Source organism: Paenibacillus sp. BSR1-1, assembly GCF_030403775.1.
In the GTDB taxonomy this organism is placed as follows: domain Bacteria; phylum Bacillota; class Bacilli; order Bacillales; family Cytobacillaceae; genus Neobacillus.
On sequence record NZ_JAQMWQ010000012.1, the window covers coordinates 47,511 to 71,403 of the forward strand.

Genomic DNA, 23,893 nt, shown 5'->3' on the forward strand with positions numbered 1-23,893 from the left:
CACATTCCCCCCTTAATACTCCATTTTCCGGTAATAGCGTCTCAGCTCCAACGGATGATTTCGTTCCCGCTCCAGATACACACTGATTCGTCCGGTTAAGGCCCAGTTCACGTTAATGGCCAAATGTTTCCTGAACTCCTCACTGATTCCATCCAAGGCATAATCCTTTGTATCCAGAATGAATAGCTCTTTTGTAATTTTTTCAGCAAATCGCTCGACCCGCTCCACCAACGGACGGGTTTCATCTTCTCCTTTAAAGAGGATAACGCTTGTATCTTCCTCGACAAGCTCGAGCGTCCCGTGAAAAAACTCCGCGGCATGGATCGATTTAGACTTGATCCACTGCATTTCCTCTAATATGCACATCGCATAGGAATAAGTGTTGCCCCAAAGATTGCCCGCCCCGACCAGCATGTGGTACCCAGTATCCTTGTGCTTGATGGCGAATTTCTCCGCCCGTTCGTCAAAGGCTTCGAGCGCCTTGACCATGCCTTGCGGGAGAAGGTCCAATTCTTTTGCAAATTGATTATATTGCGGGAATTCGTCGTTGTTATGGATGAGACGGAAGGTCAAGAGCTGCAAATATAGAAAGAAGGTATCAAATGAATGCTTTTCATCAGGAGCCAAAATGCAATAATCGACTGCTTCAGCGAGCGGGGTGCCTGCCTTCGCTACCAGACCAATCGTCGTCGCCCCTTTATCCTTGCAGAACTGGGCGGCGGCTACCGTTTCTTTCGTAGTACCGGTGACAGAAGCAAATACACAAACAGAGTCTTTTGTCAGATGACGGTTGTTCATGACAAGCAGCTCCGCTGCAATCTCTGTATGAACTTCTAGAGAAGAATTTGATTTCAAAATATATTCAAATGGGTACATCATTGCAATTGTCCCGCCGGATCCGATAAGGAAAATATTCTTAAACCCCTTCGTGGCGATTTCATCCACCACCCGCTCAATCTCCGGCCTTTGTGCCAGCGCTTCCTGTCCTAAAATCTTTAAAAATAACTCAGCATCAAACTTTAACATGGTTATACCTCCAAAATTTATTTTAGTTGGTTGGCGCCAAGGCCATTAATGGACATTCGTACGCCTACAGTGTACATCCTTACCTAAAAGAGAAATGTCCTCCCACCACGGACAAAATGGTGAAAATGTCTTTCTTTGGTGCCTGACACCAATTTAACTTTCCTTTTAATACGGGACCTTCCACATGTATCGTCTGGTACTTAGCGGGTGGTTGCGGGCTTCGGCCAGCTCTTCAGCGTATTGGCGGAGCACGGTTTGTAATACAAGTGGGGCAATATAGCCTTTAACACTGTCGGCCACGGCCGTTAAGTCGAATTCCTTTGCATCAAGGACAACGACTCTTTCACCGTACCGTTGGGTGAATTCTAAGGAACGCTCTTCTAGCGGACGAGTTTCATCCAAACCTAACAACTGAATGACTGGAACGTCTTTATCTAGCACTTCAAATGGTCCATGGAAGTATTCGCCGGCATGGAGGGCATGGGAATGGATCCACTGCATTTCCATTAGCAGGCATATCGCAAACCAGTAGGCAATCCCGTAGTTAGCGCCGCTGCCCATTGTGTAAATAACCTTGTCATCCTTATAGGACTCCGCAAACGCCTTTGCCCGTGATAAAAATTTCGCCTTTTCTTTTTCTAAAATTGGCCCTAGGTTTTCTAATGAAGAAACAACATCATTGAATCTTTCATTACCTTCTTTAGCTGCAAGGAGTCCGAAAACAAGCTCAAGCATAATCGCAGGTGATTCGTTCACTTCTTTGCCATCTTCATAAACAATGACATATTCAGACTCTTGGGCCAGCGGTGCATCAGCATCAAAGGTTAATGAAACGGTTAATCCCCCTTTTTCGCGTGCAAAGCGGGCCGCTTCCACGGTTTCTGGTGTTTTTCCGTAGTGAGAGCACAATATCACCAATGATTTTTCATTGAGCTTTCGCGGGTTACGGTGAATGAATTCATTGGGGCTGTATAAATCAGAATCGATTGTTGCACTCTCACGATCTAATACATATTTACTGGCATACATCAGGGAGGAAGATCCCCCGCATGCGACGAAATAAACTCGGTCAATTTCACGTTTTTTGAAAACCTCTAAGGCATTTTTAACGTCTGCTAACAATTTTTTGTCCTCCTTTTTTATCTGTTTGGCATAAAAAGAACCCTACATTGATTTGGTATATACCATTTAAACCAATCAGGCTGAAATAGGGAAGCATTCCCCCTAATCACCCCTTCACACTGCCAGCCGACAGCCCGCGCACAAATTGTTTTTGAAAGAGAATATAGGCAATAATCATCGGAAGCGCAGAAATCGCTAAGCCGGCCAATTGGATTCCAAAATTAGTATTCAATTGACTGCGCAAATTCATTAGACCAACTGGAATCGTTCGAAGCGCAGAATCCTCCACGAATACCAGCGCGAACATAAATTCATTCCAGACATTCATCCCCGCCAGCAACGCGCAGGAAGCAATAATCGGCTTCCCCATCGGGATGATAATGTGCCAATACACCTTCCAGCTATTACACCCATCGATAATTGCAGACTCCTCAAGCTCTCGCGGGATGGATAAAAAATAAGATCTCATTAAGAAAATCGCAAACGGCAATTGAAACGCCACATACGGAAGAATTAACGCCCAATACGTATTGTAAAGCCCCAGCCCCTGCAGCAATTTAAACAAAGGAATCAAGCTGACCTGTGGTGCCAGCATTAGACCGCTTAAAATCAGAACAAGCACCAGATTCTGACCTTTAAAATGGAAACGGCTCAAGCCAAAAGCCGCCATCGACCCGAGCAGCAGCACCGCCATCACTGAAACAAGCGTCACGAGCACACTATTTAAAAAGAATTTGCCGATACCCGCGTCCCAGGCAGCTTTATAATTGCTCCACAGCCATTCCTTTGGCAGCGACCACGTATTCAGGAAAAAATCACTATTCGATTTCAGTCCGCTTAAGGCAAGCCAGATAATCGGGTAAATGATCAATAAAGCGAAGACACTAAACCAGATGAACACCACAAATTGAAACAATCTATTTTTGACCAAGGTCAAGTTAACCCGCGAACTGCGAAACTCCGCCACTTTTTCCGTATTCACCAAAGGTTCCATACCCGCTACACCTCCTGTCCCGATTTCCCTAATTTCAACTGAACCAAAGACAGGGTCAGCGTTATCACAAAAATCACCGTTCCGATTGTTGAGGCATAGCCCATTTCATCATTTCGGAAAGCCGCCCGGTACAGCATCGTCCCCAGCACTTCCGTCGAACGGCCCGGCCCCCCGTTAGTCATAATGTACACTTCATCAAACACCTTAAACGCGCCAATCACGGTGATCACCGTGCCAACTAGAATCATTTCCTTAATCTGCGGCAAGGTAATAAACAGGAACGTTTTAATTTTAGAAGCGCCATCAATCATCGACGCTTCATAGTATTCATACGGAATTTTTTGCATCGCTAAAATGAACAGCATCGCCATATATCCGGTATACTGCCATTGTGACACGGCGACGACCGCGTAAATGGCCACTTCACTATCACCAAGCCAGGAGCGTGCCCATTCCGACTGTCCAATCGCCTTCATGGCACCATTAACCAAGCCGACTTCCGGATTATAAAGGAGCTGCCAGAGCAATCCGACAACCGCAATCGATACAACAGACGGAATAAAAAACACCGTCCGGAAAAAGGGCTGGAACCTTCGAATCAATTTATCTTCTAAAATAGCAGCAATAACCAAACCACCGCCGACTTGAAACAGTAACGAAATGACCGCGTATAAGGAATTATTTTTCAAAGCCGTAAAAAAGATCGGGTCTTTAAAAAGCCTCCCGTAATACTCTAAGCCAACAAATGCTCTCCCCACCTCGAACGAATTCCACCTAAATAAGCTATTGTAGAGATTTAAGACAATCGGCAGAAACACAAACATGAGAATGAGAAGGAGTGCCGGCAAAATAAATAGTAAGGCCGTACGGCTATTGCGAAAGGTTCTTGTCATATCTTCTCCCTCCAGGAAGGGGCAGGCAAATCGCAAGCAACTGCCTGCCCTTCTCATTCTTATTCCACTTCACTTTGGACTTGCTTCGCTACCTTTTGAACTTCCTTAATAATTTGTTCCGGTGTTTTCGAGCCATCGAGCAAGAGCTGGATATTAGATAAATACACATCCGCCACTTTTGCGTGAACATCAGTATCAAGCCACTCCGCCATGCCTTCTGCTTTCTTCATCGCCTCAACACCTTCAGCCACTTCCTTCAAAGCTGTGTCTGGGTTTGTGGCTCCGTCAATCGGGCTTGGCCAACCGATTTCTTTGACCAGTTTCAAAGAATTTTCTTTGCTTGTTAAGAATTTCAGGAACTGGATTGCTTCTTTAGGATGCTTGGTTTTCGAAGAAACGATAAAGCCATCTGGTGCGCCGGTGATGAAATTCTGGTTTCCTTTTCCATCGGCAATCGACGGCATCGGGAAGAAGCCCCAATTGCCCTTCATGTTTTTATCCATATCGGCAAATTCCTCTAGTTCCACATACATAATCGCGCCCTTGCCGGCGAAGAATAATTGCTTCGCCATATCATGTGAGCTGGAGTTGACATTTTTCATAAAATAACCCTTTTTATTCAAATCTGCTAACAGTTCCATCGCTTTGACATAGCCTGGGTCAGTGAATTCGCCTGAACCTGGATTATAGTCTTTCATTCTTACATCCTGAGAAACTTCTTTTTGGTTTAATCCTGTTAAGTAATGAATCGCGGCCCATGGATCTTGATTTCCAAGAATGAGCGGAGTTTCACCGCCCTTTTTCAACGTATCGAGAGTCTGTAAAAATTCATCCCAGGTCGCGGGCTCCTGCAGGTTATATTTTTCAAAAATTTTCTTGTTGTAAACAAAGAATTTACCATTGAATCTAAGCGGGATACCGTAGTTTTTTCCGTCAGAGGTGAAAGGCTGCAGGGATGCTGGAATAAAGCTGTTCTTCCAAGCTGTATCTTCATTTAGATACGGGGTCAAATCTAGGGCTGCATTAGCGCGGACGAACTTGCGGGCAAATTCGCCGGACCAGGAGAACATGATGTCCGGAACTTCGTTGCCACCGAGGATGACACGAAGTTTGTCCTTGATTGGTTCATCGGCAATGGCTTCCATCTTAATCTTGATATTAGGATTCTGCTTTTCAAAATCTTTAACCACTTCTTCAAAATAGGGAGCGTATTCTGGCTGCGGCCACTTATGCAGAAACTTTAACACTACTTTTCCTGACTCATCTTCCTTTGTAGACGAAGAGCTCGAGCACCCCGCTAGCAACAGGGCGAACACCAACATGAATGTTAAGACCAGCTTTGTTTTCATAGCAATAGACCCTCCTTATTTTTATAAAAATTAAAACGGAATCCCATAGCCAAAAGCGCCATCGACCAGACAGGTTTTGGCTGCGAATTTTGCGCCTTCTTCCAAGCTTCTTTCTAATTGATTTCCAGCTAAATGATGCAGAATAAACGCTGTAAAAAAGGAGTCGCCGGCACCGAGTGTATCCACTGGCTGAACAAAATGCGGCTCTTGACGGTAAAAATTCTCGCCATCAAAAACCACCGCGCCCCGCGAGCCCATCGTGCCAACCGCCAGCCTGCTGCCAAAGTCATAAACTCGTTTTAATAGATTCTCAGCTTCCTCAACAGCCAGCTGCCCGCATGAAAGGAGACCAATATCAATATGGGGGCAATTTTGTTGTAGCAATGAATCAGTGTAGTCACTCGAAAAATCATAGGATACGAGAATGCCCGCTTCCTTCAATTTTGGCAGCTCTGTATCCATATCGCTGTAGATGCTGCTATGAGCTAGATTGAAAGATTTAACATAGTCGAGGTCTTCGTTGTTAAGAACAATTGGATGATCCTTCTGTACACCTCCACCATTCCCGCCAATAAATACCCGGTCGCCATCAACTAAATCGACCGCAGCAAAACCGTTTTCTCCTTTATGCTGGCGACATTTTGAAATATCCACATCCAAGCTTTTTAATGTTTCAATAATATGTACGGCCGCTAAATCATTCCCGAAAACGCCCAGATAGGCGGATTCAATCCCTAATTGCTTGGCATAGACGGCGAAATTCAGGGCGTTCCCGCCGGGAAACATCGTTTTTTTATACATATATTTATCGACCACATTGTCACCTACACCAATTACCTTCATCTCAGCCCCCCTTAATGGTATATACCATTTCATGTAAATCTGAAACAAAATCATTTCAGATTCAGTTCAGAATAAAACCTTACGATATCGCTTCTAGTTAAAGAAGTGGAAAATTCTATTTCTTGGTCGTGGGGGTCGTAGGCGACGGACTCCTGATATATACACGGACTTTCAGAGCGGATTTTTAATAGCTTACTATCACATTCCTCCGAAAAAGTAACCTGCATTTGCTCCTTTGCCTTAACTAGAACAATCCCGTATTGATCCTCCAAGATTTGATAGAGAGATACATTATCGAAGATAAACTGTTCGAGATTTGGACATAGTTTTTCAGAAATAAACGATTCTTCGATCGCTACCGGCATTTCATTGACTGAGCGCAATCGTTTTAAGGAGATAAGTGTTTCTCCGATTGGCACATTCAATTTCCTGGCGATATGGGGCTTGGCCACGGTCTTTCCGATGGAAAGTACCTTTGTGCTGGGAATAAACCCCTTGTTCATCATATTTTTCGTAAAACTATTAAAGGTAATAAAGTCCATTTCAATTTTGTTGTTGGTTATGAACGTTCCCGCGCCTACCCGCCGCTCGACCACACCTTCTCTTTCCAGGACTGAAAGTGTGTGCCTCGCCGTCATCCGGCTGATTTGAAATTGCTCGGCCAGTTCCCTTTCAGACGGAAGCTTATCTCCGTGCTTCAGCTTTCCACTCTCAATATCATCCAGAATCTTTTCCTTTAGCTGCTTATAAAAAGGAACCTGATCCTCTTCGTCTCGTATCATTCTGCTCATCTGATATATTCCCCTATTTTAGTTGATGGTCACTCCTAAAACTAATTGTTGAGGTTCCTAAAAAATTTGTCAATCTTAATAATGGTATATACCATTTGAAGTATTTTTTTTAAAAAAAGGGGCCATTAAAACGCTTTCAATTTTGCTGGTTAAGTAGATGATTAATTGCTTGCGGGTTGAGTTTAGAATAGTCCAAATTTTCTGTGCCGTCAATGAGGTTTCGATAAACAAATATCGGCAATTCTTGCAAAAGATTTTTTTATGTCAATAATCTAACGAATGAGCAAAAATGAGCTCCAAAAATCACTTTTGTGCATAAAAATCGACGGTTCAAGGCCAAAATGCCCTTCAAAAGTGATTTTGTCACATTCGATAAGCTGAACCATTCCGGCTATGGTAGAGGTACCCGGGAATACAAGTATAGCGCGCTTTCTGAAAGGAATTTACCATTGGAAAGCTTCGAACAATTAGTAGAACAGTACCAGCCGATGATCCAAAAGATTATCAACTCGCTCCATCTATACAAAAACAAGGACGAATTTTACCAGCAGGCGCTCATCGCTCTGTGGGAGGCAAGCAGGCGCTTCAATCCTGAAAAAGGGAGCTTTACCAACTATGCCTACTCCTATATTCGCGGCCATCTTCTCATGGAATTACGTAAATCGTATCGGGACAGCGAACGAAACCTTTATCTTAAGGAAGAATTCTGGGCGGGTATTGAAGACGATTGTTCAGTCTGTCCATTAGAAAAAGAAACTCTATTAACCTATTGCTCCACGCTGACGCCAAGCCAAAGAAAATGGGTCCTCGATTCGGTCTTCTACGGATATTCGATTAGAGAGATTGCCGAACGGGAGAAGGTTTCGGTCTCAGCTGTCAAACAATGGCGCACGGGTGCGAGGGAAAAGATAAAGGACTTAATTCATTCTGTCGAAAACATTTAATTCTACCTGACACGCTTCTCCATTTTTCCGCTGTTCTGTTTGCTATTTTAAGTAATAGCTATCCACGAACTTGACCATACTGATGAAGGAATTCTTTCAAGTAGGAGTGGTTTTAATGGAAGAGCGGGAAAGTTTTTTCACAGGATTGCTATGGGGTACAGCGCTAAGCATCCCATTATGGCTGGCCTTATTTGGATGGGTAAGAATAATCCTCCATCTCTTTTAAATTTCGATTCGCTGAAAAAGTGGCCGGATTCGCTGATAAACACGCGAAATGCGCTGATAAACATAGGAAATGCGCTGATAAAGGGAATGCGGTCCCCGTTTTCGGCTCTTTTATTTTAAAATAAACACAAATTCCCTTTTCTTTCCTCAAAAATATGCTAAAATACCGAGGATAAATAGAAAAAAGGAGGATCAACTTGAAATCCTTCACTAAGAATCTAGTAACAACACAAGAATTCAATCAAGTGAATGACGAGCAGTTATTTGAAAGAATAAAACTCGTTTCCTATATGCTAATTTTCACCTATCCATGTTTTTTCATTGTCGACTTCATATTTTTTAAAAATCTTGACAGGCCCATGTTTAAATTGGTGCTCGAAAGCGTACATCTTACTGGACTGGTGATATCACTCATTTTTCTTATGATTTATCGGAATAAGAAAGCTCCTAAAGGTTTGATTGTAAGTGGCTATGTTTCCCTCTATTTGTTGATTGGGGCCGTTTCCTCTATCAACAGTCAGCTATTCACCGGAAACATTTACGCCTATATCATAATATTACTGGGAGTGGCGGTCATCTTCCCGATTCGTCCTAGGAATCTATTATTCCAGTATGTCACCGTCCATATATTATTCTTAATCGGCTTATATCTAATTGAGTCCAATCATTATTCGTACCTCTCCCTATTAATTAACTCTACAGGGACCGCCGTCATTTCATTTACCATTGCACTAGCCTTCTATTCGTTTCGAAAAAATGATTTTTTAAACAAGCAGAAGCTTAGCCGGAATGAGGAAAGTTTTCAGAGACTATTTAATCTGAATCCAAACCCGTTAATTCTGACAAAGCTCGATAGTGATGAGATTGTCCTCATGAATAAACAAGCGGTCGAATATTACCCGGAACAAGTTAATGCAAGCTTTTTGTTCAGCAGTTCAAATGAAAAGCAGGAAATTTTAAATAGGCTATTAAAGGAAAAAAGCATTAAAAATTATGTAACAGAACAGCAAATTACAGCTAACGTATGGAAATGGTCGCTTCTTAATTTCGAGTTGGTTGATTACCTTGAGGACACCTGCATTTTAATCGATTCGACTGATATTACCGACATGAAAAAGAAAGAGGCCGAGCTCCTTCAGCATGCATCGATTGATATGCTGACTGGCATTCGCAATCGCCGCAGCGGCATTGAGCTGCTAAGAGAATTGCTTAAGGAGGATACGCAGGAATTTATTATTTGCTATATTGATATAAATAATTTAAAAATCGTCAATGATTGTTATGGTCATTCAATTGGTGACGATCTGATTAAAACGTGCTGTGAGACCATTAGCGAAAACCTTAATCACCAGGACGTGTTATTCCGCCTAGGCGGGGACGAATTTATCGTGATCTTTTTTAAAAAGAAAGTCGAAAACGTCGAGGAAGTGTGGGCTGACATTCAGTATGCCTTCCATGAGATTAACGTTTCCAATCAGAAGCCATACGAAATCTCGGCAAGCCACGGATATTACCACTATAAGCCAGGGACAAAGGTTACGCTCGAGGAAATACTAGAGTCAGCAGATCAGGAGATGTACAAGAAAAAGGCGATTTATAAGGCGTTGGAAAATGTCTAAATCTTATTATTGTAATGCTTTGGATAATAGGATACTTAATTGATCCAATAATGAAGGCGGCTTAATCAGCCGCCTTTGCTTTGCTCGTAACAGGAGCCGCAACCGTGACACCTGTGGTTTCTTCGAAATTAAATAAACTGGTTGGCAGATCCGTGAAACGCTCCAATTCGTTATATGCCGGAATACCGTGGTAGGACATATCAAGCCCCTCTTCTTCTTCCCGCTCAGATGCACGTAAGCCAACCGTTTTTTCGCAAACCTTCGCCATAAACGTTCCGCCAAGGAGCCCCCATATAATCACGACAGCTGCCCCTAGAAGCTGAACCTTTAAAAGCGAGAAATCACCTGTGGTGATCAATCCCGCTGACCGGTCAAACAACCCGACCGCGATTGTTCCGAACACACCGCTAAAACCATGGACAGCCACAGCGCCGACAGGATCATCCACCTTTAAATAATCCACAAATAACGTTGAATATATTACCAGAAAACCGCTAACCGCCCCAATTAAAACCGCACTCCATTCGGAAACAAACGCACAGCCAGCCGTAATCGCAACTAATCCCGCTAAAACGCCATTGATCGTCATACTTGGATCAGCTTTACCAAACTTCTTCATCGTTAAAAATAAAGCAGCCGAACCGCCGCTTGCTCCAGCTAACATCGTGTTGATTGCAATCGGGGCAAGGCTTGAGCTTGAGGCATCCAACGTACTGCCGGCATTAAATGCAAACCAGCCAAACCATAAAATAAACGCACCGGCGGATGCCAATGGAATATTACTAGGGGCAAAAACGTTAACACTGCCGTCAGAATTGAATCTGCCCTTCCTTGGTCCCAGCCATTTCGCCATCGCAAAAGCAGCAAAGCCGCCAACCGCATGAATTGCCGCCGAACCGGCGAAATCCTTCATTCCTAATTTCGCCAGCCAGCCATCGCTATTCCAAATCCAGTGACCGGACAAAGGATAAATAATAATACAAATTAGGGCCGCTGTGACTACATAGGCTTTAAAATTCATCCGCTCTGCCAGTGCACCCGAAATAATTGAAATACAAGCAACCGCAAATCCCATCTGAAAAAGCACAAACGCCACACTGGGCAGTTCAATCGAAAGGGTAATTTTTTCAGGACTGCCGATCAGGCTTGTGCCAACAATTCCAAAAGCATCCTTGCCAAACATAACCCCAAAACCAATCAGCCAAAATGCTAAGGCGCCGATCGTTAAGTCGACAAAAATCTTCATCGTGACATTGACAGCATTCTTCGTCCGGACAAACCCGGCCTCCAATAAACTGAAGCCTCCCTCCATAAATAACACCATGGCCGCAGCCAGAACCACCCAAATGGTATTGATATACATCAGTGCCATTATGATCCCCCCTCTCGATTTGCTAAATCATCGATATCATAATCAATCGTTCCCGTCCGAATATTGTACGCCTCCAAAATCGGATAGACGTATATTTTCCCGTCTCCGTCTTCTCCTGTCCGGGCTGCCTGGACAACGGTGCGGATGGTCGATTCTACCAAATAATCCGAAAGAACAATTTCCAGCTTTACTTTTGGATGCAAGGTTACCTGATAATTTTTCCCGCGGTACACACCCTGCGTATCTTTTTGCTTACCGCGGCCAACCACTTGGGATACGGTAAAACCGGTAATACCTATCTTTTTCAAGCCCTTTATGGTATCTGTAAGCCTTTCCGGCCGAATTATTGCCTCAATCTTTTTCATGGAAACACCCCAATGTTATATTTCCTAACATCAATATGTAAAAATATATAACATCGCCTAACCCCTCGTCAATGGAATTTTTTCGCCAATTAATCAATTCTGAATATTTCAATAATAATGTAAGCCCTTACACAAAAAAATATCCCTATATCAGGGATATTGAACCAAAGCTATCTATTCAAGTAGTTTTCCTAGAGGCTTATACAACACATCAATTAATTCTGAAGGACCGGGCACATCTGGGAAAAAGATTAACAGGATTGCGATCAGCCATCCAAAAACTGAAAAAACAATTAAAACCACTTTATCTTTTTTTTGATTTTTGTTTATTTTTTCCAACTGGGAAAGGACCATTAATAATACAAGCAGAGTCGTTCCCAATAAATAAACCATTTTCATTCTGCTTGCCCCTTCTCACTAGAAATGAGCGGGTGACCGGATTGCATTCCTTGTCTTTGAATTTTAATTTTCGATGCTATGGTTACTTTTACGTTTGGAAAAATTTCATTCCAACGATGTTTTTCTTTTTTCCAAACTTCAGGATACTCACGGTGAAAGGCGTCTGCAAACCCAAAAACGTCTGCTTTCATATCCTTTTGAACTTCCTTTAATGTTTCGTTCACTCTGTTAGCAAGCTGGCTGTTTAATTGTTGCTCTAAAGCCTTCACTACTTTAGGATTCGTCACGTCTATGTCGGTTGTATTTTGCATGATATCATCGTCCGCCTCAGCTTTCAGTACGACTTCCCATTTGCCATTTCTTATTTTCGGAACGATTTTCGAATTGGCCCGCAGCAATTTCATGGAAACAAAACCTTTTTTACCTTTAGGTGTAACGGAGATGGTAGAATACCTCACTTCATCCCTAAGCCACAAAAGCCCTCGTGTAAGGGAATCATCAATTTTACCCACCATTTTATCCCTTTTAAATATCGCTGTTCCTGTAATATAGGCAATGGTACGCTTCTCCTCCTGCCCTTCAATTGGAGGAAGAATCTTAATCCACGGAATGGCCGTATCACCAGCCTCACTTACCAGCATTTCCGCGAAATCTTTGGTGGTAACCGTCATCCCTATTTTTTCTTCCCCCAATTCTCGAACTACTTCTGCAAGATCACGTTCCAGCGGCGGAAGAAGACTTAATATTTTTCGAGCTCTCTCTTTGCTGATAAATAGTTGAGATCGTTCTCGAAGCTCTGGCATACGAATAAAAAAATCGACATCCTCGGCAATTCCCTCTTTAGCTATCGCCTCATTGAAAATAAACACTTCACAATGGCCCCAGAAAATTTTGCGCGGCAGCTTTTCTTGAAGAATCGACATCGCTTCAGCAATGGTATTTCCTTGAGCAGAGCGGATCAACGTCTGCATGGTCCCGCCTCCGCCTGGGCCCTCCATTCCCTGTTCACTGCTGCTGCCGCCCTTTGGAATATACAAAAGAACGGTAAGCTCCATTTTTCCATTCTGTTTTTTATCAATACCAGCACCTCGTATCAATGCCAGATCATTTACCTCTTTTCTATCCCAACAACCTGTTAACAAAGTAACAAAAACAATGAGGAAAAGAAAAAAGATTTTCCTAAGGTTGGCCTGCCCATAATCCGGATTCATCCTATTAATTTCCCTTTCATTTGCTGCCTTTTCTTCTTAATCCACGCAATGATAAGAAGAATAACGGGAATGCCAGCCTGGATTGATAATAAATAAAATGGAGCAGAAGTACTAAGAAAGTGTGATAGTACCTGCAAATTGGGCGCTGACCACACCCCAAATAGAACTAGCAAAAATCCAATCGGAAGCACAATTGACCTAAAATCAGAAAGCTTCAGCCACTGTGCAATTCCAAGGACCAGCACATAATAAAAAACCGTAATCTTTATAAATGTACCGGCAACCCAAAGGGCTATCACGATCGACTCCAAGTGGGCCAAAAATTCAGCAATACTAATATACCGAGCCGCTACCATAACAGGATAAGTCAATGAAGCGGTCAATTTTCCAAATAACAAAAGGGCCATTACATTGGTCAGCACCATATAAAACATCACACTAAAAACAGATATCATTCCCCATTTCATCCCTTTATCATGATCTCTTAAATAGGGGAAGAAAAAAGAAACGAGGATAAATTCACTAAACCAGCTTTGCAGGACAACCGAACCCTTTAGGGATGGCCCTAAGCCGTTCTCCAACATCGGAAAAAAATTTTTGGTATCTAAATCCTTTAACAGCATGACAAATATAACCAAATAAAGGACTAACAAAACGGGGACAATCATCTCCGAGCATCTTCCTATTACTTCAAGACCGCCATAGACAGCCATGGCGGAAACAATAATCATGGTCGAAAACACAACGACCATGGGTGTCTGATGGAGGAAGGTGCCTGATATAAACTCTCCATACTCACGGACGATAATGCCCGTTACATGAAAATAATAAAAAACGAAAATTGCGCCAACCATTTTCCCTGGAATTTTTCCGAGAATTTGCTCGCTGTATTCAAACATGGTTTCCTTTGGATAGAGCTTATGAAGCCGATAAGCAACAAATACAATCATAAAACCAATGAAAGATGCCCAAATCGGCGATAACCACAAATCTTGTTTGGCTGTTTTCGCAGTAATCGCAGGGACGAGCAGTAAACCAGTAGCTAAAATGGTCGGATTCATCATAAAGGCCATTTGTAATGCCGATATTTTGCCTCGTTCAAGCATGTCCACTTCAACTCCTATTCAGTTCCCTTAAGCGGGTTTGGTTTCTGCCCCTCCGGCTGCCGATTTGTATTAGAATATCCTGTTAAGCGGGGGCGTTTTTTAAGGGACCACCATGGTGCTCTAATCAATACATCTTTCATTTCCGCTCCCTTCATCGGTGCCATTGGTGATAGATAGGGAACGCCAAAGGAACGGATCGTGTTTAAATGAACAATGATGGCAAGAATCCCGAGCATAATTCCGAGTAATCCCAGTGTCCCTGCCGCTGCCATCATAGGGAAGCGGAGCATTCTAATAGCAGTGGAGGCGTTGTAACGGGGGATGGCAAAAGAAGTGACCCCTGTGATGGCTACTACCATGACCATTGGTGCCGAAACAAGCCCCGAAGAGACAGCCGCCTGACCAATGACCAAAGCCCCAACAATACTGACAGCGGAACCGACTTGTTTGGGCAAACGAATCCCAGCCTCCCTTATTGCCTCAAACGTAATCTCCATAATAACTGCCTCAATCAGTGCTGGAAACGGAATTTGCTCTCTTGATTTCGCTATACTTAATAAAAGGGTCGTTGGAAGCATCTCCTGATGATAGGTAAGAATCGCCACATAAGTAGACGGAAGCACTAAGGCGATGAGCAATAAAATATAACGAAGCCAGCGGATGAGTGTTCCAATCATAAACCGTTGATAATAATCCTCAGAAGCCTGAAACAAAGAATACAGGGAGATTGGTGCAATCAAAACAATTGGTGTGCCATCGACTAAAATAACTACGCGGCCTTCCAGCAAGCCTGATGCGGCAACATCCGGACGTTCTGTATTTAAAATTTGCGGGAAAGGTGAATAAGGATAATCCTCGATGAACTCTTCGATATAGCCGCTCTCCAATACACCGTCGATATCAATGCGGTTCAGCCTGTTATGGACTTCATCAAGCAGATGTTGATCAACAATCCCTTCGATATACATATAAACAATTTGCGTTTGGCTATAGCGCCCTACGACTAATGATTTCATTTTTAAATTTGGGCACTTAATTTTTCTTCGTAAAAGCGATATGTTAACACTGATGGTTTCCGTAAAGCCCTCCCTTGGACCCCGAACGACGGATTCAGCCATCGGTTCTTCAATGGCACGTTTTTCCCATTTCGCTAAACCTATTGTGATGCCAGGTAGTTGCTGATCAATTAACATAACCGGATTCCCTGAAGAAATTTCCTGAACGGTCTGTTTTGTATCAGTAACTGGTTTCACTTTTGAAACGGACAGCTTCTGTTCAAGTACCGCCTGAATGTCCGGGATTCCCTCTGTTTCTTGCTGCATAAGGGGTGAAAGTACATTTTTATCGATTTCTTCTATATTGGCCAAACCTTCCGTATAAATAAGAAGGGCTTTTGTTTCTTTCCCGATTAAAAAGCTGCGAAAAATAACATCAGGACAATCGATGAAAGTTGATTTCAGGAATGCTTCATTTTCAACTAAATGGCGTGAAAGTAATTCCATCGTGAATTCCTCATTTTATTGGTTCAGACTAATAGCCTATTTCCGAAAAATAATTCCATGTTTTAGTATGCTTTTAAATGGTTTTATTATCCAAGGCTATTTTCGCATAAATTGTTGTTTTTCCCTTATCCCAATAAAAAAAAGAACCCACTATGGGATTCAATCTAAACACCTCATTGGCGCTGCCTATTTCTGCGCGCCAAAATAGCATAAATTATAAAAATGATGATCAGACCTGAGGACACAGTCCATGGAATGAGTTTTTTCAAAAAGTTATTCCTTTCGTACTCGCTAGAAATGAAGTCTTTATTTACTGTCATTTTTCCATTTTCTGAAGTAATCGTTATTCCTGGGACCGAAACCCTATTATCGAACATTTTCAAATCCAGCCACTCAGTGTTGGGGACCGATTCAAAGGCAGTGACTAAGCTTTTCAACTTTTGTAAGCCGAGATAAGGATGATAAAAGCCTGAAATGTAGGCATCAGAGAAATTTTCATTAATAAGGTACTTTTTTTCTATTTCATTTATGGAATTCTTATCACCGTCAACTACATATCCAACTGTTTCGGGCAGAACTTTCATGCCATGGAGATAGCTTGGTTCTGTCTCAAACAAAGGGGCATAAACTCCCTGCCATGACTGATCCGTTAATTGGATATGGCCCACATAGGTAGAAAAATGCTTGGACAATACTTGGTAGCCCGTTTCTGACATCGCATAGTGCGGTGCCTCAAATGCAAGTGGGTACAGTTTATGTGTGACTAGCTCTTGAATCCCTTTTTCAATGATAGTTTCGATATATTTACGTTCAAAGTCTTCACTATTTTTTATGTATTCTTCTTCAGAATGAAAATCCTGCCGTTTTTTGACTGCTTCGTCTTTTTCTTGAAAAATAGGCCGATCATTTTCAACGTCCCAAAATTCAAAGCCTTCGCCTGTTTCACTATCCTTGTACTTATGACGATACCCATGCAGAATGATACTGCCTCCATGGTTCTGCATAAATCTTAAGGTTTTTACGAGTTTAGGAGAATCGGATAAGTGAACTTCTGTCTTTGATTTTGCATCGGAATAGACAGGTATTAGTGAAATGATATATGGAATATTCTTCTCCTTTAAGTATTTTGCTATTTCCATTAGTCTATCAGGGTCCGTTTTTGGGTTAATATCCTCTAATCTAAGATACTTATTATGAAGATTGTTTTTAGGATGGTTAAAAAAAGGGAACAGCACTTCCCCTAAAAAATTCCCAATGGGGTTAAACAAGGATTCACTTGCTAAATAATAGAACCGATCCTTCCTTATTAATAAGGGAATGTTTTTCCCCTCTTTATTCATCCCCTCCAGCAGAACCTGAGCTGTTGAATCTGCTTCCATTTTTAAGGCTAATCGCTCCTCAGGCAAGGGAATGGTTAACCCCTTTTCCTTAAGAGATACAGCCTTTATAAGGGTTTCACCTTTCGCGGTAACAAAGGATAAACCAAATTGTTCAATATTTTTTCCGATTATAAAAACAGGTCCATTAAACCTTTTAATAGAGTCCCTTAAATCTACCTTCACCTGCTCTAAACCGAAGTAAAAAAGATGGGTATACTGTTCTAGATTTACTGACCCGATTTGACTATCCTTTATGATAGAAATATTGTTAGAAAAATGGCCAATCAAACTGTCTAAGATCCTAATTTGAGTTAAATTCTCGAACCCAGTCTGGGTATAGATGATTAACACTTTGTTGTTAACAGGCTCCTTACCATGGGCAATCCCAGTTTGAGCCAGAATGATAATAAATATCGCAAGGCTTAAGAAGAACTTCATTGCTTCCCCCCTATAAAACTAAATATCTACCATTAATTTTACAATTAAAATGTCAAATTACCTAGAAAATTAGTAATAAAATACGAATTTTCAATTTTATTGTAAAAATTTGTGGTAAACTTCAATTATAGATACTTAGTTCTGCTACATTCATCCTATTTTTAAAATAGAGGAGGCCTTAATATGAAATATTACTCAAACCCCATGCTTTTGCTGCTTGGACTTCTCCTTACTTTCATCTGGGCTCAATTTGTTTTAGATCAATATTTCATCATCACCATGCTGTTCACCATGGCACTTATTGGACTGCTATCGATTATAGTCCGTCCCATCTTTAGTTTTTCAATCTTGGTCACCTTTATTTTAGCTCTCGGCTTCCTTAATGTTGGATTTTCTTGGAACAAGCATCTTGATATTATCGCCCAAGGGATGAATATTCAACTGCAGGTGGTGATCACTATTGGAGTGATATTAGCTTGGATTTGCGGGTATTGTCTGCAAAGTAACAGCAATGAAATCAAAACCCTAAAACGAGAGATTGAAAGACTTCAAAAAGTCGAAGAAAATACAGGCTTCCTCACTTTTAACGAGTTCCTTGCCCAGGCCCATCTTCTTTTTACAGGAATGAAACGAAGAAAAGAACAAGCATTTTTAGTAAAACTCCTTTTTAATAGTGAAGAAGTCGCATATAAAGCGAGAATCATCAATGAAACATTATCCAAACTTATTTTACAATCAATCCGAGCAGAGTACGATATTGCCTGCCATTTAAATGGCACGGAAATTTTGATATTTTTAAATAATACGAATGAAAATGGTGTGGAAATTGTCGTAGAACGGATCACTCAGGCTATAAAAAAAGCAAAAGGACTCGATTCCGTTTTACATCATATTGAAAGAGTAGAAGTATCAGACAATTGGAATGCAATTCACTCCTTAATTCAAGCTTGGAGAAAAGGAGAGAAAATTGCATGAATTTAGCGCTGACCACCATCTCAATCTTTTTCTGGCTTCTATTACTCTATTATTCCATTTTAACCGTTACCGGAATCATTTATCGCGGCCAAAAGCGGCCGCACACACCATTGGACCACTACCCAAGCGTTTCCATCCTCATCCCTGCCCATAATGAAGCAGTCGTTATCGCTGAAACGCTTTATGCCATGACAAAAATAAAATACCCAGGGCGTCTGGATATCTATTTGTTAAATGATAATTCTCAGGATGAGACTGGAAACATTGCAAGTTTTTACGCTCAAACTTTCAATAACATACACCATATCGAAGTTCCTTCTGGAACACCGAAGGGAAAATCCCGGGTGCTCAATTACGGGATCTCGATTAGTCAATCAGATTATGTTTGTGTTTATGACGCGGATAATCAACCCGAGCCGGAAGCACTCCAATTACTTGTCGAAGCAGCTGAAACCACTCCACAGGCAATCGGGGCTGTCGGCTATGTGAAGACAATCAACGAAAGAACCAATTTACTAACCCGGATGATTGCCTTAGAGTTTTCATCATTTCAATTAATCATGCAGGCTGGAAGATGGAAGCTTTTTAAATTGGGGTCCCTAACTGGAACGAACGTGCTTATAAGCAGGAAAGCTTTGTTGGAGGCAGGCGGCTTTGATCCGTATGCTTTGGCAGAGGATGCAGATTTGACGTTAACGCTCACACAAAATGGCGGCTTGCTGCCGATTGTCCCGGAAGCAAGAACGTGGGAGCAGGAGCCGGAAAACTTAAGAGTGTGGATCAAACAGCGTACTCGCTGGATGCAGGGCAATTTATATCTGATTGAAAAAACCTTGAAGGAACCTAAGTTTTTCAAAGGCAAAAATTTTATCCATTCCTCACAATTGCTAGTCATCTACATTGGTTTCGTTTCTTTTCTATTAGTGTCTGATACCTGGTTTGTGCTGGGCCTTTTCGGCAAATTGAAGAGTGATGCAGCTGTGCCGCTGATGACAATCTGGTTTGAGTCCTGGCTGATTTACTTTATTCAGCTCACTGCTTCACAAGTAATCGATAAACGTATGAAATTGAGTGATTTGGTTGTTTCTTTCTTGATGTATTTTACCTACGCCCAGCTTTGGGTCTTCCTGTTGGCACGCGGCGTTTATTTCCAAATCAAACTGAAGCGCTCAAAGAAAGAACCAATGTGGGATAAAACGGTACGCTTTAAGAAATCAGCTTAAGTAGTGGAGAGGGTGACCTGGATAGGTCACCTTTTTTTATGGGGGGTGGCATTTTTATCGCTAATATTTCATATTTACTCGCGGAAACACTACTATTACTGGCCGAAATACCTCGTTTACTCGCGGATAAAAGAGACCAAATCGCAGCGCGAACTGGTCTTCTTTTTTACAAAACCTTACTCAAAAAGGATATCGTCCGTTCTTCTTTTGGATTCTCGAATAATTCACTTGGAACATTTTCTTCTACAATGAAGCCGCCATCCATAAAAATGACACGGTCGCCAACTTCTCTAGCAAAACCCATTTCATGGGTCACAACGACCATTGTCATTCCTTCCTTGGCGAGCTGCTTCATCACCTCTAATACCTCGCCAACCATTTCCGGGTCCAGGGCAGAAGTGGGTTCATCGAAAAGCATAATTTTCGGCTCCATTGCCAAGGCCCTGGCAATGGCGACACGCTGCTTTTGGCCCCCGGAAAGCGAATCCGGATATGCATCCGCCTTGTCTTCGAGCCCAACCTTTCTTAAAAGGGCCAACCCTTTCTCCCTTGCTTGTTCCGCAGCAACCTTTCTCACCTTCATCGGCGAGAGCATAATATTTTCAATAACCGTTTTATGTGGAAACAGATTAAACTGCTGAAAGACCATGCCCACTTCCGTCCGCACTTTATTGATATCTGTTTTTTTGTCCGCAAGATCAATACCTTCTATATAAACATGTCCGTCTGAAATCGTCTCTAATAAATTGATACACCGTAAAAAGGTGGACTTCCCTGAGCCGGAAGGACCTATCACCACGACAACCTCCTGCGGCTGAACCGAAACATTAATGTTCTTTAATACTTCATGATGCCCAAATGATTTCTTTAAATTTCTCACTTTGATCATCCGGTCGCGAGCCTCCTCTCTAGTTTAGTTAGAAGAAAGCTTAAGCTAAGTGTTAACAGGAGGTAGATTACTGCTGCGGTAAGATACGGCTCCCAGACCCGAAAATACTGCCCCTGCATGGCTCGTCCCCAATACATGAGCTCTGGCGCTGCAATTAATGCGGCCAGTGACGAATCCTTGATTAACACAATAAACTCATTTCCTAACGGTGGGATCATCCGTTTAAAAGCCTGCGGCAAAATCACATAGCGCATCGCTTGGAGATGATTCATCCCCAACGATCGTGCCGCCTCCATCTGTCCCCGATCAATCGATTGGATCCCCGCGCGGAAAATCTCCGCAATATATGCAGCAGAACAAAACGAAAGAGCTAAAATAGCTGCCACAATGGCATTCGTTTTTCCAAGGAACAACGGCACAACGGCAAAATGAATCAACAATATTTGAACCAAAAAAGGTGTTCCGCGGAAAAAGACGATATACCAGGCAAACGGCTGCGCAAGAAAATTATTTTTCATCATTTTGCCGAGTCCAATTAAGAGCCCCAAAATCGTTCCGAACAAAATACTGGCAATGGAAAGACCGATAGTGAGCATCGTCCCTTTTAGAAAAAAAGAACTATATTCAGATATTAAATCAAAACGAAAATCCATAGGTTAATCCTCCTTTATTAAAATTTTTCTCACCCAAAAATTGCGTAACTGCCTTTTGTAGAAGAGTTACGCAATTCCACCATTATTCGCTTAACAAGCTCACATCCGGAGCAGCCTTAAACCACTGTTGGTAAATCTTTGCATATTCACCGTTTTCCAGCACTGTTTTGATGGCTTTGTCAAAGTCGGCTTTTAGCTTGCTGCCCTTTGGAAACATCAGTCCATAAAATTCTTTTTCAAAGGCTGCATCATCTTTAATCAAGACTACTTTTTCGTTTGGATTATTTTTTACGTATTCTTCGACGACTGTGTTATCAGCAACCACGGCATCTACACCGCCGCCTTTCAATTCCATTATCGCTAAGTTGGTGCTCTCAAATTTTTTCAGGTCGGGACTGTTTTTTCCAAGAATGGTTTCAACAGCCTCTTGCCCTGTCGTTCCATTTTGCACAGCTACTTTTTTCCCTTTCAAATCTGCTGCACCTTTAATCGTGCTTCCATCCGGCACGAGGATTTCATTGGTTGATAAAAAGTAAGGGGTTGAAAAATCATACGTCTGCTTCCGTTCATCGTTAATTGTGATTGCTGAAATACCAAAATCAGCTGTTTTCCCTTTTATTTCAACAAATAAAGGATCCCATCCGGTATTCACGACATTAATTTGATAACCGGCTTCTTTTGCCACAACTTTGATAAAATCAAGATCAAACCCTTTGATATTTCCCTTATCCATGTATTCAAACGGAGCATATTCCGCGTTGGTCACAACCTTCAGTGTTTTCTTGTCCTGACTGCCTTCTCCACCTCCGCTGGTGGTCTTGCTGGTACCGCATGCTGATACAATCAACACTAAGGCGAACACGATAAATAAAATTTTATACGACTTCATAATGATCCCCCTTTATATTTAGAAGTCTTAAAATTCAGACTTTTATGCAGAGATTAAGCCTTGAACAGCTCAATCTCTTTCTTTAAAACTTAAATCAAAGATGGATCCCTTAAAATAAATTGCGCCAGTTCTTCGATTTGATCTGATATCGCCCGGTCCGATTCAAGCGGCGGACAGATTTCCCGAATTTTCTCTAAATACGCTCTTGTTGCCGGTGCCAATTCCTTTTCTGCTTTTTCCAAATAAATCGCCTGGGAGGCGCAGATCATTTCAATCGCAATAACCCTTGCAGAATTATGAATGATCTCGCGGGCTTGTCTTGAGGCAATCGTCCCCATGCTGACGTGGTCCTCCTGATTGGCCGAAGTCGGAATCGAGTCCACACTTGCCGGGTGAGCGAGAACTTTATTTTCCGAAACAAGCGATGCTGCAGCATATTGCGCCACCATCAGTCCGCACTCCAATCCAGGGTCTACTGCCAGGAATGGCGATAGACCGCTCAATTGCGGATTGACGAGCCTTTCTGTTCTGCGCTCGGAAATATTCGCCCATTCTGCTGCCGCCACCTTTAAAAAGTCCATCGATAAGGCGATGGGCTGTCCATGGAAGTGCCCTCCTGAGAGAATTTCACCGCTTTCTAAAACAATGGGGTTATCGGTAGTTGAGTTCATCTCCACACTCAAGCGCTGATCGACATACTGAATCGCCTGCCATGAGGCACCATGAACCTGGGGAATACAGCGAATCGAGTAAGCATCCTGTATGCGAATTTCTCCCTGGCGGGTAATACGTTTACTGCCCTCCAGCCAATTCCTCATCCGTGAAGCCACCAATTCCAGCTCCGGATGCGGCCGGACCGCTAAAAGCTCGCTGTCAAAAGCAGAAACCACTCCGTTCAGTGCCTCCATCGTTAAACAGGCGGCCATATCAGCGGCAACACCGACACGTTCTGCTTCATTTAAAGCAAGTGTGCCTACTGCAGACATCGCCTGAGTTCCATTAATAAGGGCAAGACCTTCCTTTGCTTGAAGGGATACCGGTTTAAGCCCCGCACGTTTTAGAGCTTCTGCACCCAGCAGGATTTCGCCTTTGAATTCGGCTTTCCCCTCGCCGACTAATACAATCGCAATATGAGAAAGCGGAGCTAGATCGCCGCTTGCACCGACCGAACCCTTACAAGGAACAACCGGATGAACCCCATTGTTGATCATGTCGATGAGTAGCTGCAGCGTTTCTTCCCTGATTCCAGAGAAGCCTTTCGCAAGGGAGTTGGCTCTCAGTGTCATCATCGCTCTGACAACGGGGATGGGAAGCGGTTCGCCGACACCGACTGCATCGGCACGCAATAAATTCAACTGCAATTTCGCATTATCTTCCCGGTCAATTTCGATATCGCTGAGTTTTCCGAACCCGGTATTCACACCGTATACGACTTTTCCATCATTGATTTGTTTTTCCACGCGCTTGCGGCTTTCCCGCACCCGCAGCCAGTTATGCTCCGGTATGTCTACTTTCGCCTCGCCCTTTGCGACGCTTTCCACTTTATAACGGTCCAGGGTCAAGCCGTCTAATTCTACTAATTTCAACTCTACCAATTCTTTGCTGCCCATAATTTCTCACTCCTATGAAGGTTTTCGACTTTATAAAACATTATAAAGCTCTTAATTAACTCTATTAAACTTAGTA

22 protein-coding genes are annotated in these 23,893 nt (G+C 42.5%); 4 read left to right on the forward strand and 18 right to left on the reverse strand.

Annotated features, from left to right (window positions below; all coding sequences use genetic code 11):
• Window positions 1–12 precede the first annotated feature (12 nt).
• The 7 genes from PH210_RS17020 to PH210_RS17050 form a co-directional block, all read right to left on the reverse strand.
• Window positions 13–1,026: an SIS domain-containing protein gene (locus PH210_RS17020; protein ID WP_289987185.1), complete on the reverse strand. Its 1,014-nt coding sequence runs from the start codon at window positions 1,024–1,026 to the stop codon at window positions 13–15.
• A gap of 165 nt (window positions 1,027–1,191) precedes the next feature.
• Window positions 1,192–2,169 carry an SIS domain-containing protein gene (locus PH210_RS17025; protein WP_289987322.1) on the reverse strand — a complete coding sequence of 326 codons (978 nt, stop codon included), beginning with the start codon at window positions 2,167–2,169 and terminating at the stop codon, window positions 1,192–1,194.
• An 85-nt stretch (window positions 2,170–2,254) separates the two neighbouring features.
• Window positions 2,255–3,079, reverse strand: a complete 825-nt coding sequence (locus tag PH210_RS17030; protein WP_289987186.1) for a carbohydrate ABC transporter permease — start codon at window positions 3,077–3,079, stop codon at window positions 2,255–2,257.
• A gap of 68 nt (window positions 3,080–3,147) precedes the next feature.
• Window positions 3,148–4,035, reverse strand: a complete 888-nt coding sequence (locus tag PH210_RS17035; protein WP_289987188.1) for a carbohydrate ABC transporter permease — start codon at window positions 4,033–4,035, stop codon at window positions 3,148–3,150.
• Between the two features lie 59 nt (window positions 4,036–4,094).
• Window positions 4,095–5,384 (reverse strand): ABC transporter substrate-binding protein, encoded by a 1,290-nt coding sequence (locus tag PH210_RS17040; protein WP_289987190.1) that lies wholly within the window; start codon window positions 5,382–5,384, stop codon window positions 4,095–4,097.
• Window positions 5,385–5,414: 30 nt separating this feature from the next.
• On the reverse strand, window positions 5,415–6,227 hold the full coding sequence (locus PH210_RS17045) for a fructoselysine 6-kinase (RefSeq protein ID WP_289987191.1): 813 nt from the start codon (window positions 6,225–6,227) through the stop codon (window positions 5,415–5,417).
• Between the two features lie 50 nt (window positions 6,228–6,277).
• Window positions 6,278–7,018 (reverse strand): GntR family transcriptional regulator, encoded by a 741-nt coding sequence (locus tag PH210_RS17050; RefSeq protein WP_289987192.1) that lies wholly within the window; start codon window positions 7,016–7,018, stop codon window positions 6,278–6,280.
• Between the two features lie 449 nt (window positions 7,019–7,467).
• Between PH210_RS17050 and PH210_RS17055 the strand changes: the two genes are divergently transcribed.
• Window positions 7,468–7,962 (forward strand): sigma-70 family RNA polymerase sigma factor, encoded by a 495-nt coding sequence (locus PH210_RS17055; RefSeq protein ID WP_289987193.1) that lies wholly within the window; start codon window positions 7,468–7,470, stop codon window positions 7,960–7,962.
• A gap of 422 nt (window positions 7,963–8,384) precedes the next feature.
• Window positions 8,385–9,806, forward strand: coding sequence for a sensor domain-containing diguanylate cyclase (locus tag PH210_RS17060; RefSeq protein WP_289987194.1), 1,422 nt, complete (start codon window positions 8,385–8,387; stop codon window positions 9,804–9,806).
• A 61-nt stretch (window positions 9,807–9,867) separates the two neighbouring features.
• Here PH210_RS17060 and PH210_RS17065 read toward each other — a convergent pair whose 3' ends face one another.
• From PH210_RS17065 to PH210_RS17095, 7 genes are all read right to left on the reverse strand, one after another.
• The gene (locus PH210_RS17065) at window positions 9,868–11,178 is read right to left on the reverse strand and encodes an ammonium transporter (protein ID WP_289987196.1); all 1,311 of its coding nucleotides are present in this window, start codon (window positions 11,176–11,178) and stop codon (window positions 9,868–9,870) included.
• On the reverse strand, window positions 11,178–11,543 hold the full coding sequence (locus PH210_RS17070; RefSeq protein WP_289987197.1) for a P-II family nitrogen regulator: 366 nt from the start codon (window positions 11,541–11,543) through the stop codon (window positions 11,178–11,180). Before PH210_RS17070 ends, PH210_RS17065 begins: the two co-directional genes overlap by 1 nt.
• A 174-nt stretch (window positions 11,544–11,717) precedes the next feature.
• On the reverse strand, window positions 11,718–11,942 hold the full coding sequence (locus PH210_RS17075) for a hypothetical protein (protein WP_289987199.1): 225 nt from the start codon (window positions 11,940–11,942) through the stop codon (window positions 11,718–11,720).
• Entirely contained in the window at window positions 11,939–13,153 is a 1,215-nt protein-coding gene (locus tag PH210_RS17080) for a Ger(x)C family spore germination protein (RefSeq protein ID WP_289987200.1), read from the reverse strand. Before PH210_RS17080 ends, PH210_RS17075 begins: the two co-directional genes overlap by 4 nt.
• On the reverse strand, window positions 13,150–14,259 hold the full coding sequence (locus tag PH210_RS17085; RefSeq protein WP_289987202.1) for a GerAB/ArcD/ProY family transporter: 1,110 nt from the start codon (window positions 14,257–14,259) through the stop codon (window positions 13,150–13,152). The genes PH210_RS17080 and PH210_RS17085 overlap by 4 nt, the downstream gene beginning before the upstream one ends.
• A 14-nt stretch (window positions 14,260–14,273) precedes the next feature.
• Window positions 14,274–15,761, reverse strand: a complete 1,488-nt coding sequence (locus PH210_RS17090; protein ID WP_289987203.1) for a spore germination protein — start codon at window positions 15,759–15,761, stop codon at window positions 14,274–14,276.
• Between the two features lie 173 nt (window positions 15,762–15,934).
• A complete protein-coding gene (locus PH210_RS17095; protein WP_289987205.1) occupies window positions 15,935–17,578 on the reverse strand; it encodes a polysaccharide deacetylase family protein in 1,644 nt (547 codons plus the stop codon).
• A gap of 183 nt (window positions 17,579–17,761) precedes the next feature.
• Between PH210_RS17095 and PH210_RS17100 the strand changes: the two genes are divergently transcribed.
• Together PH210_RS17100 and PH210_RS17105 are read left to right on the forward strand one after the other, a co-directional pair.
• Window positions 17,762–18,553 carry a hypothetical protein gene (locus PH210_RS17100; RefSeq protein WP_289987207.1) on the forward strand — a complete coding sequence of 264 codons (792 nt, stop codon included), beginning with the start codon at window positions 17,762–17,764 and terminating at the stop codon, window positions 18,551–18,553.
• Window positions 18,550–19,776: a glycosyltransferase family 2 protein gene (locus PH210_RS17105; protein ID WP_289987209.1), complete on the forward strand. Its 1,227-nt coding sequence runs from the start codon at window positions 18,550–18,552 to the stop codon at window positions 19,774–19,776. The genes PH210_RS17100 and PH210_RS17105 overlap by 4 nt, the downstream gene beginning before the upstream one ends.
• 166 nt (window positions 19,777–19,942) lie before the next feature.
• Here PH210_RS17105 and PH210_RS17110 read toward each other — a convergent pair whose 3' ends face one another.
• The 4 genes from PH210_RS17110 to hutH form a co-directional block, all read right to left on the reverse strand.
• Window positions 19,943–20,665 carry an amino acid ABC transporter ATP-binding protein gene (locus PH210_RS17110; RefSeq protein WP_289987211.1) on the reverse strand — a complete coding sequence of 241 codons (723 nt, stop codon included), beginning with the start codon at window positions 20,663–20,665 and terminating at the stop codon, window positions 19,943–19,945.
• Window positions 20,662–21,318: an amino acid ABC transporter permease gene (locus PH210_RS17115; protein ID WP_289987213.1), complete on the reverse strand. Its 657-nt coding sequence runs from the start codon at window positions 21,316–21,318 to the stop codon at window positions 20,662–20,664. Before PH210_RS17115 ends, PH210_RS17110 begins: the two co-directional genes overlap by 4 nt.
• A gap of 82 nt (window positions 21,319–21,400) precedes the next feature.
• Window positions 21,401–22,207: a basic amino acid ABC transporter substrate-binding protein gene (locus PH210_RS17120; RefSeq protein ID WP_289987216.1), complete on the reverse strand. Its 807-nt coding sequence runs from the start codon at window positions 22,205–22,207 to the stop codon at window positions 21,401–21,403.
• An 89-nt stretch (window positions 22,208–22,296) separates the two neighbouring features.
• On the reverse strand, window positions 22,297–23,817 hold the full coding sequence (hutH, locus tag PH210_RS17125) for a histidine ammonia-lyase (protein WP_289987217.1): 1,521 nt from the start codon (window positions 23,815–23,817) through the stop codon (window positions 22,297–22,299).
• Between the last annotated feature and the right edge of the window lie 76 nt (window positions 23,818–23,893).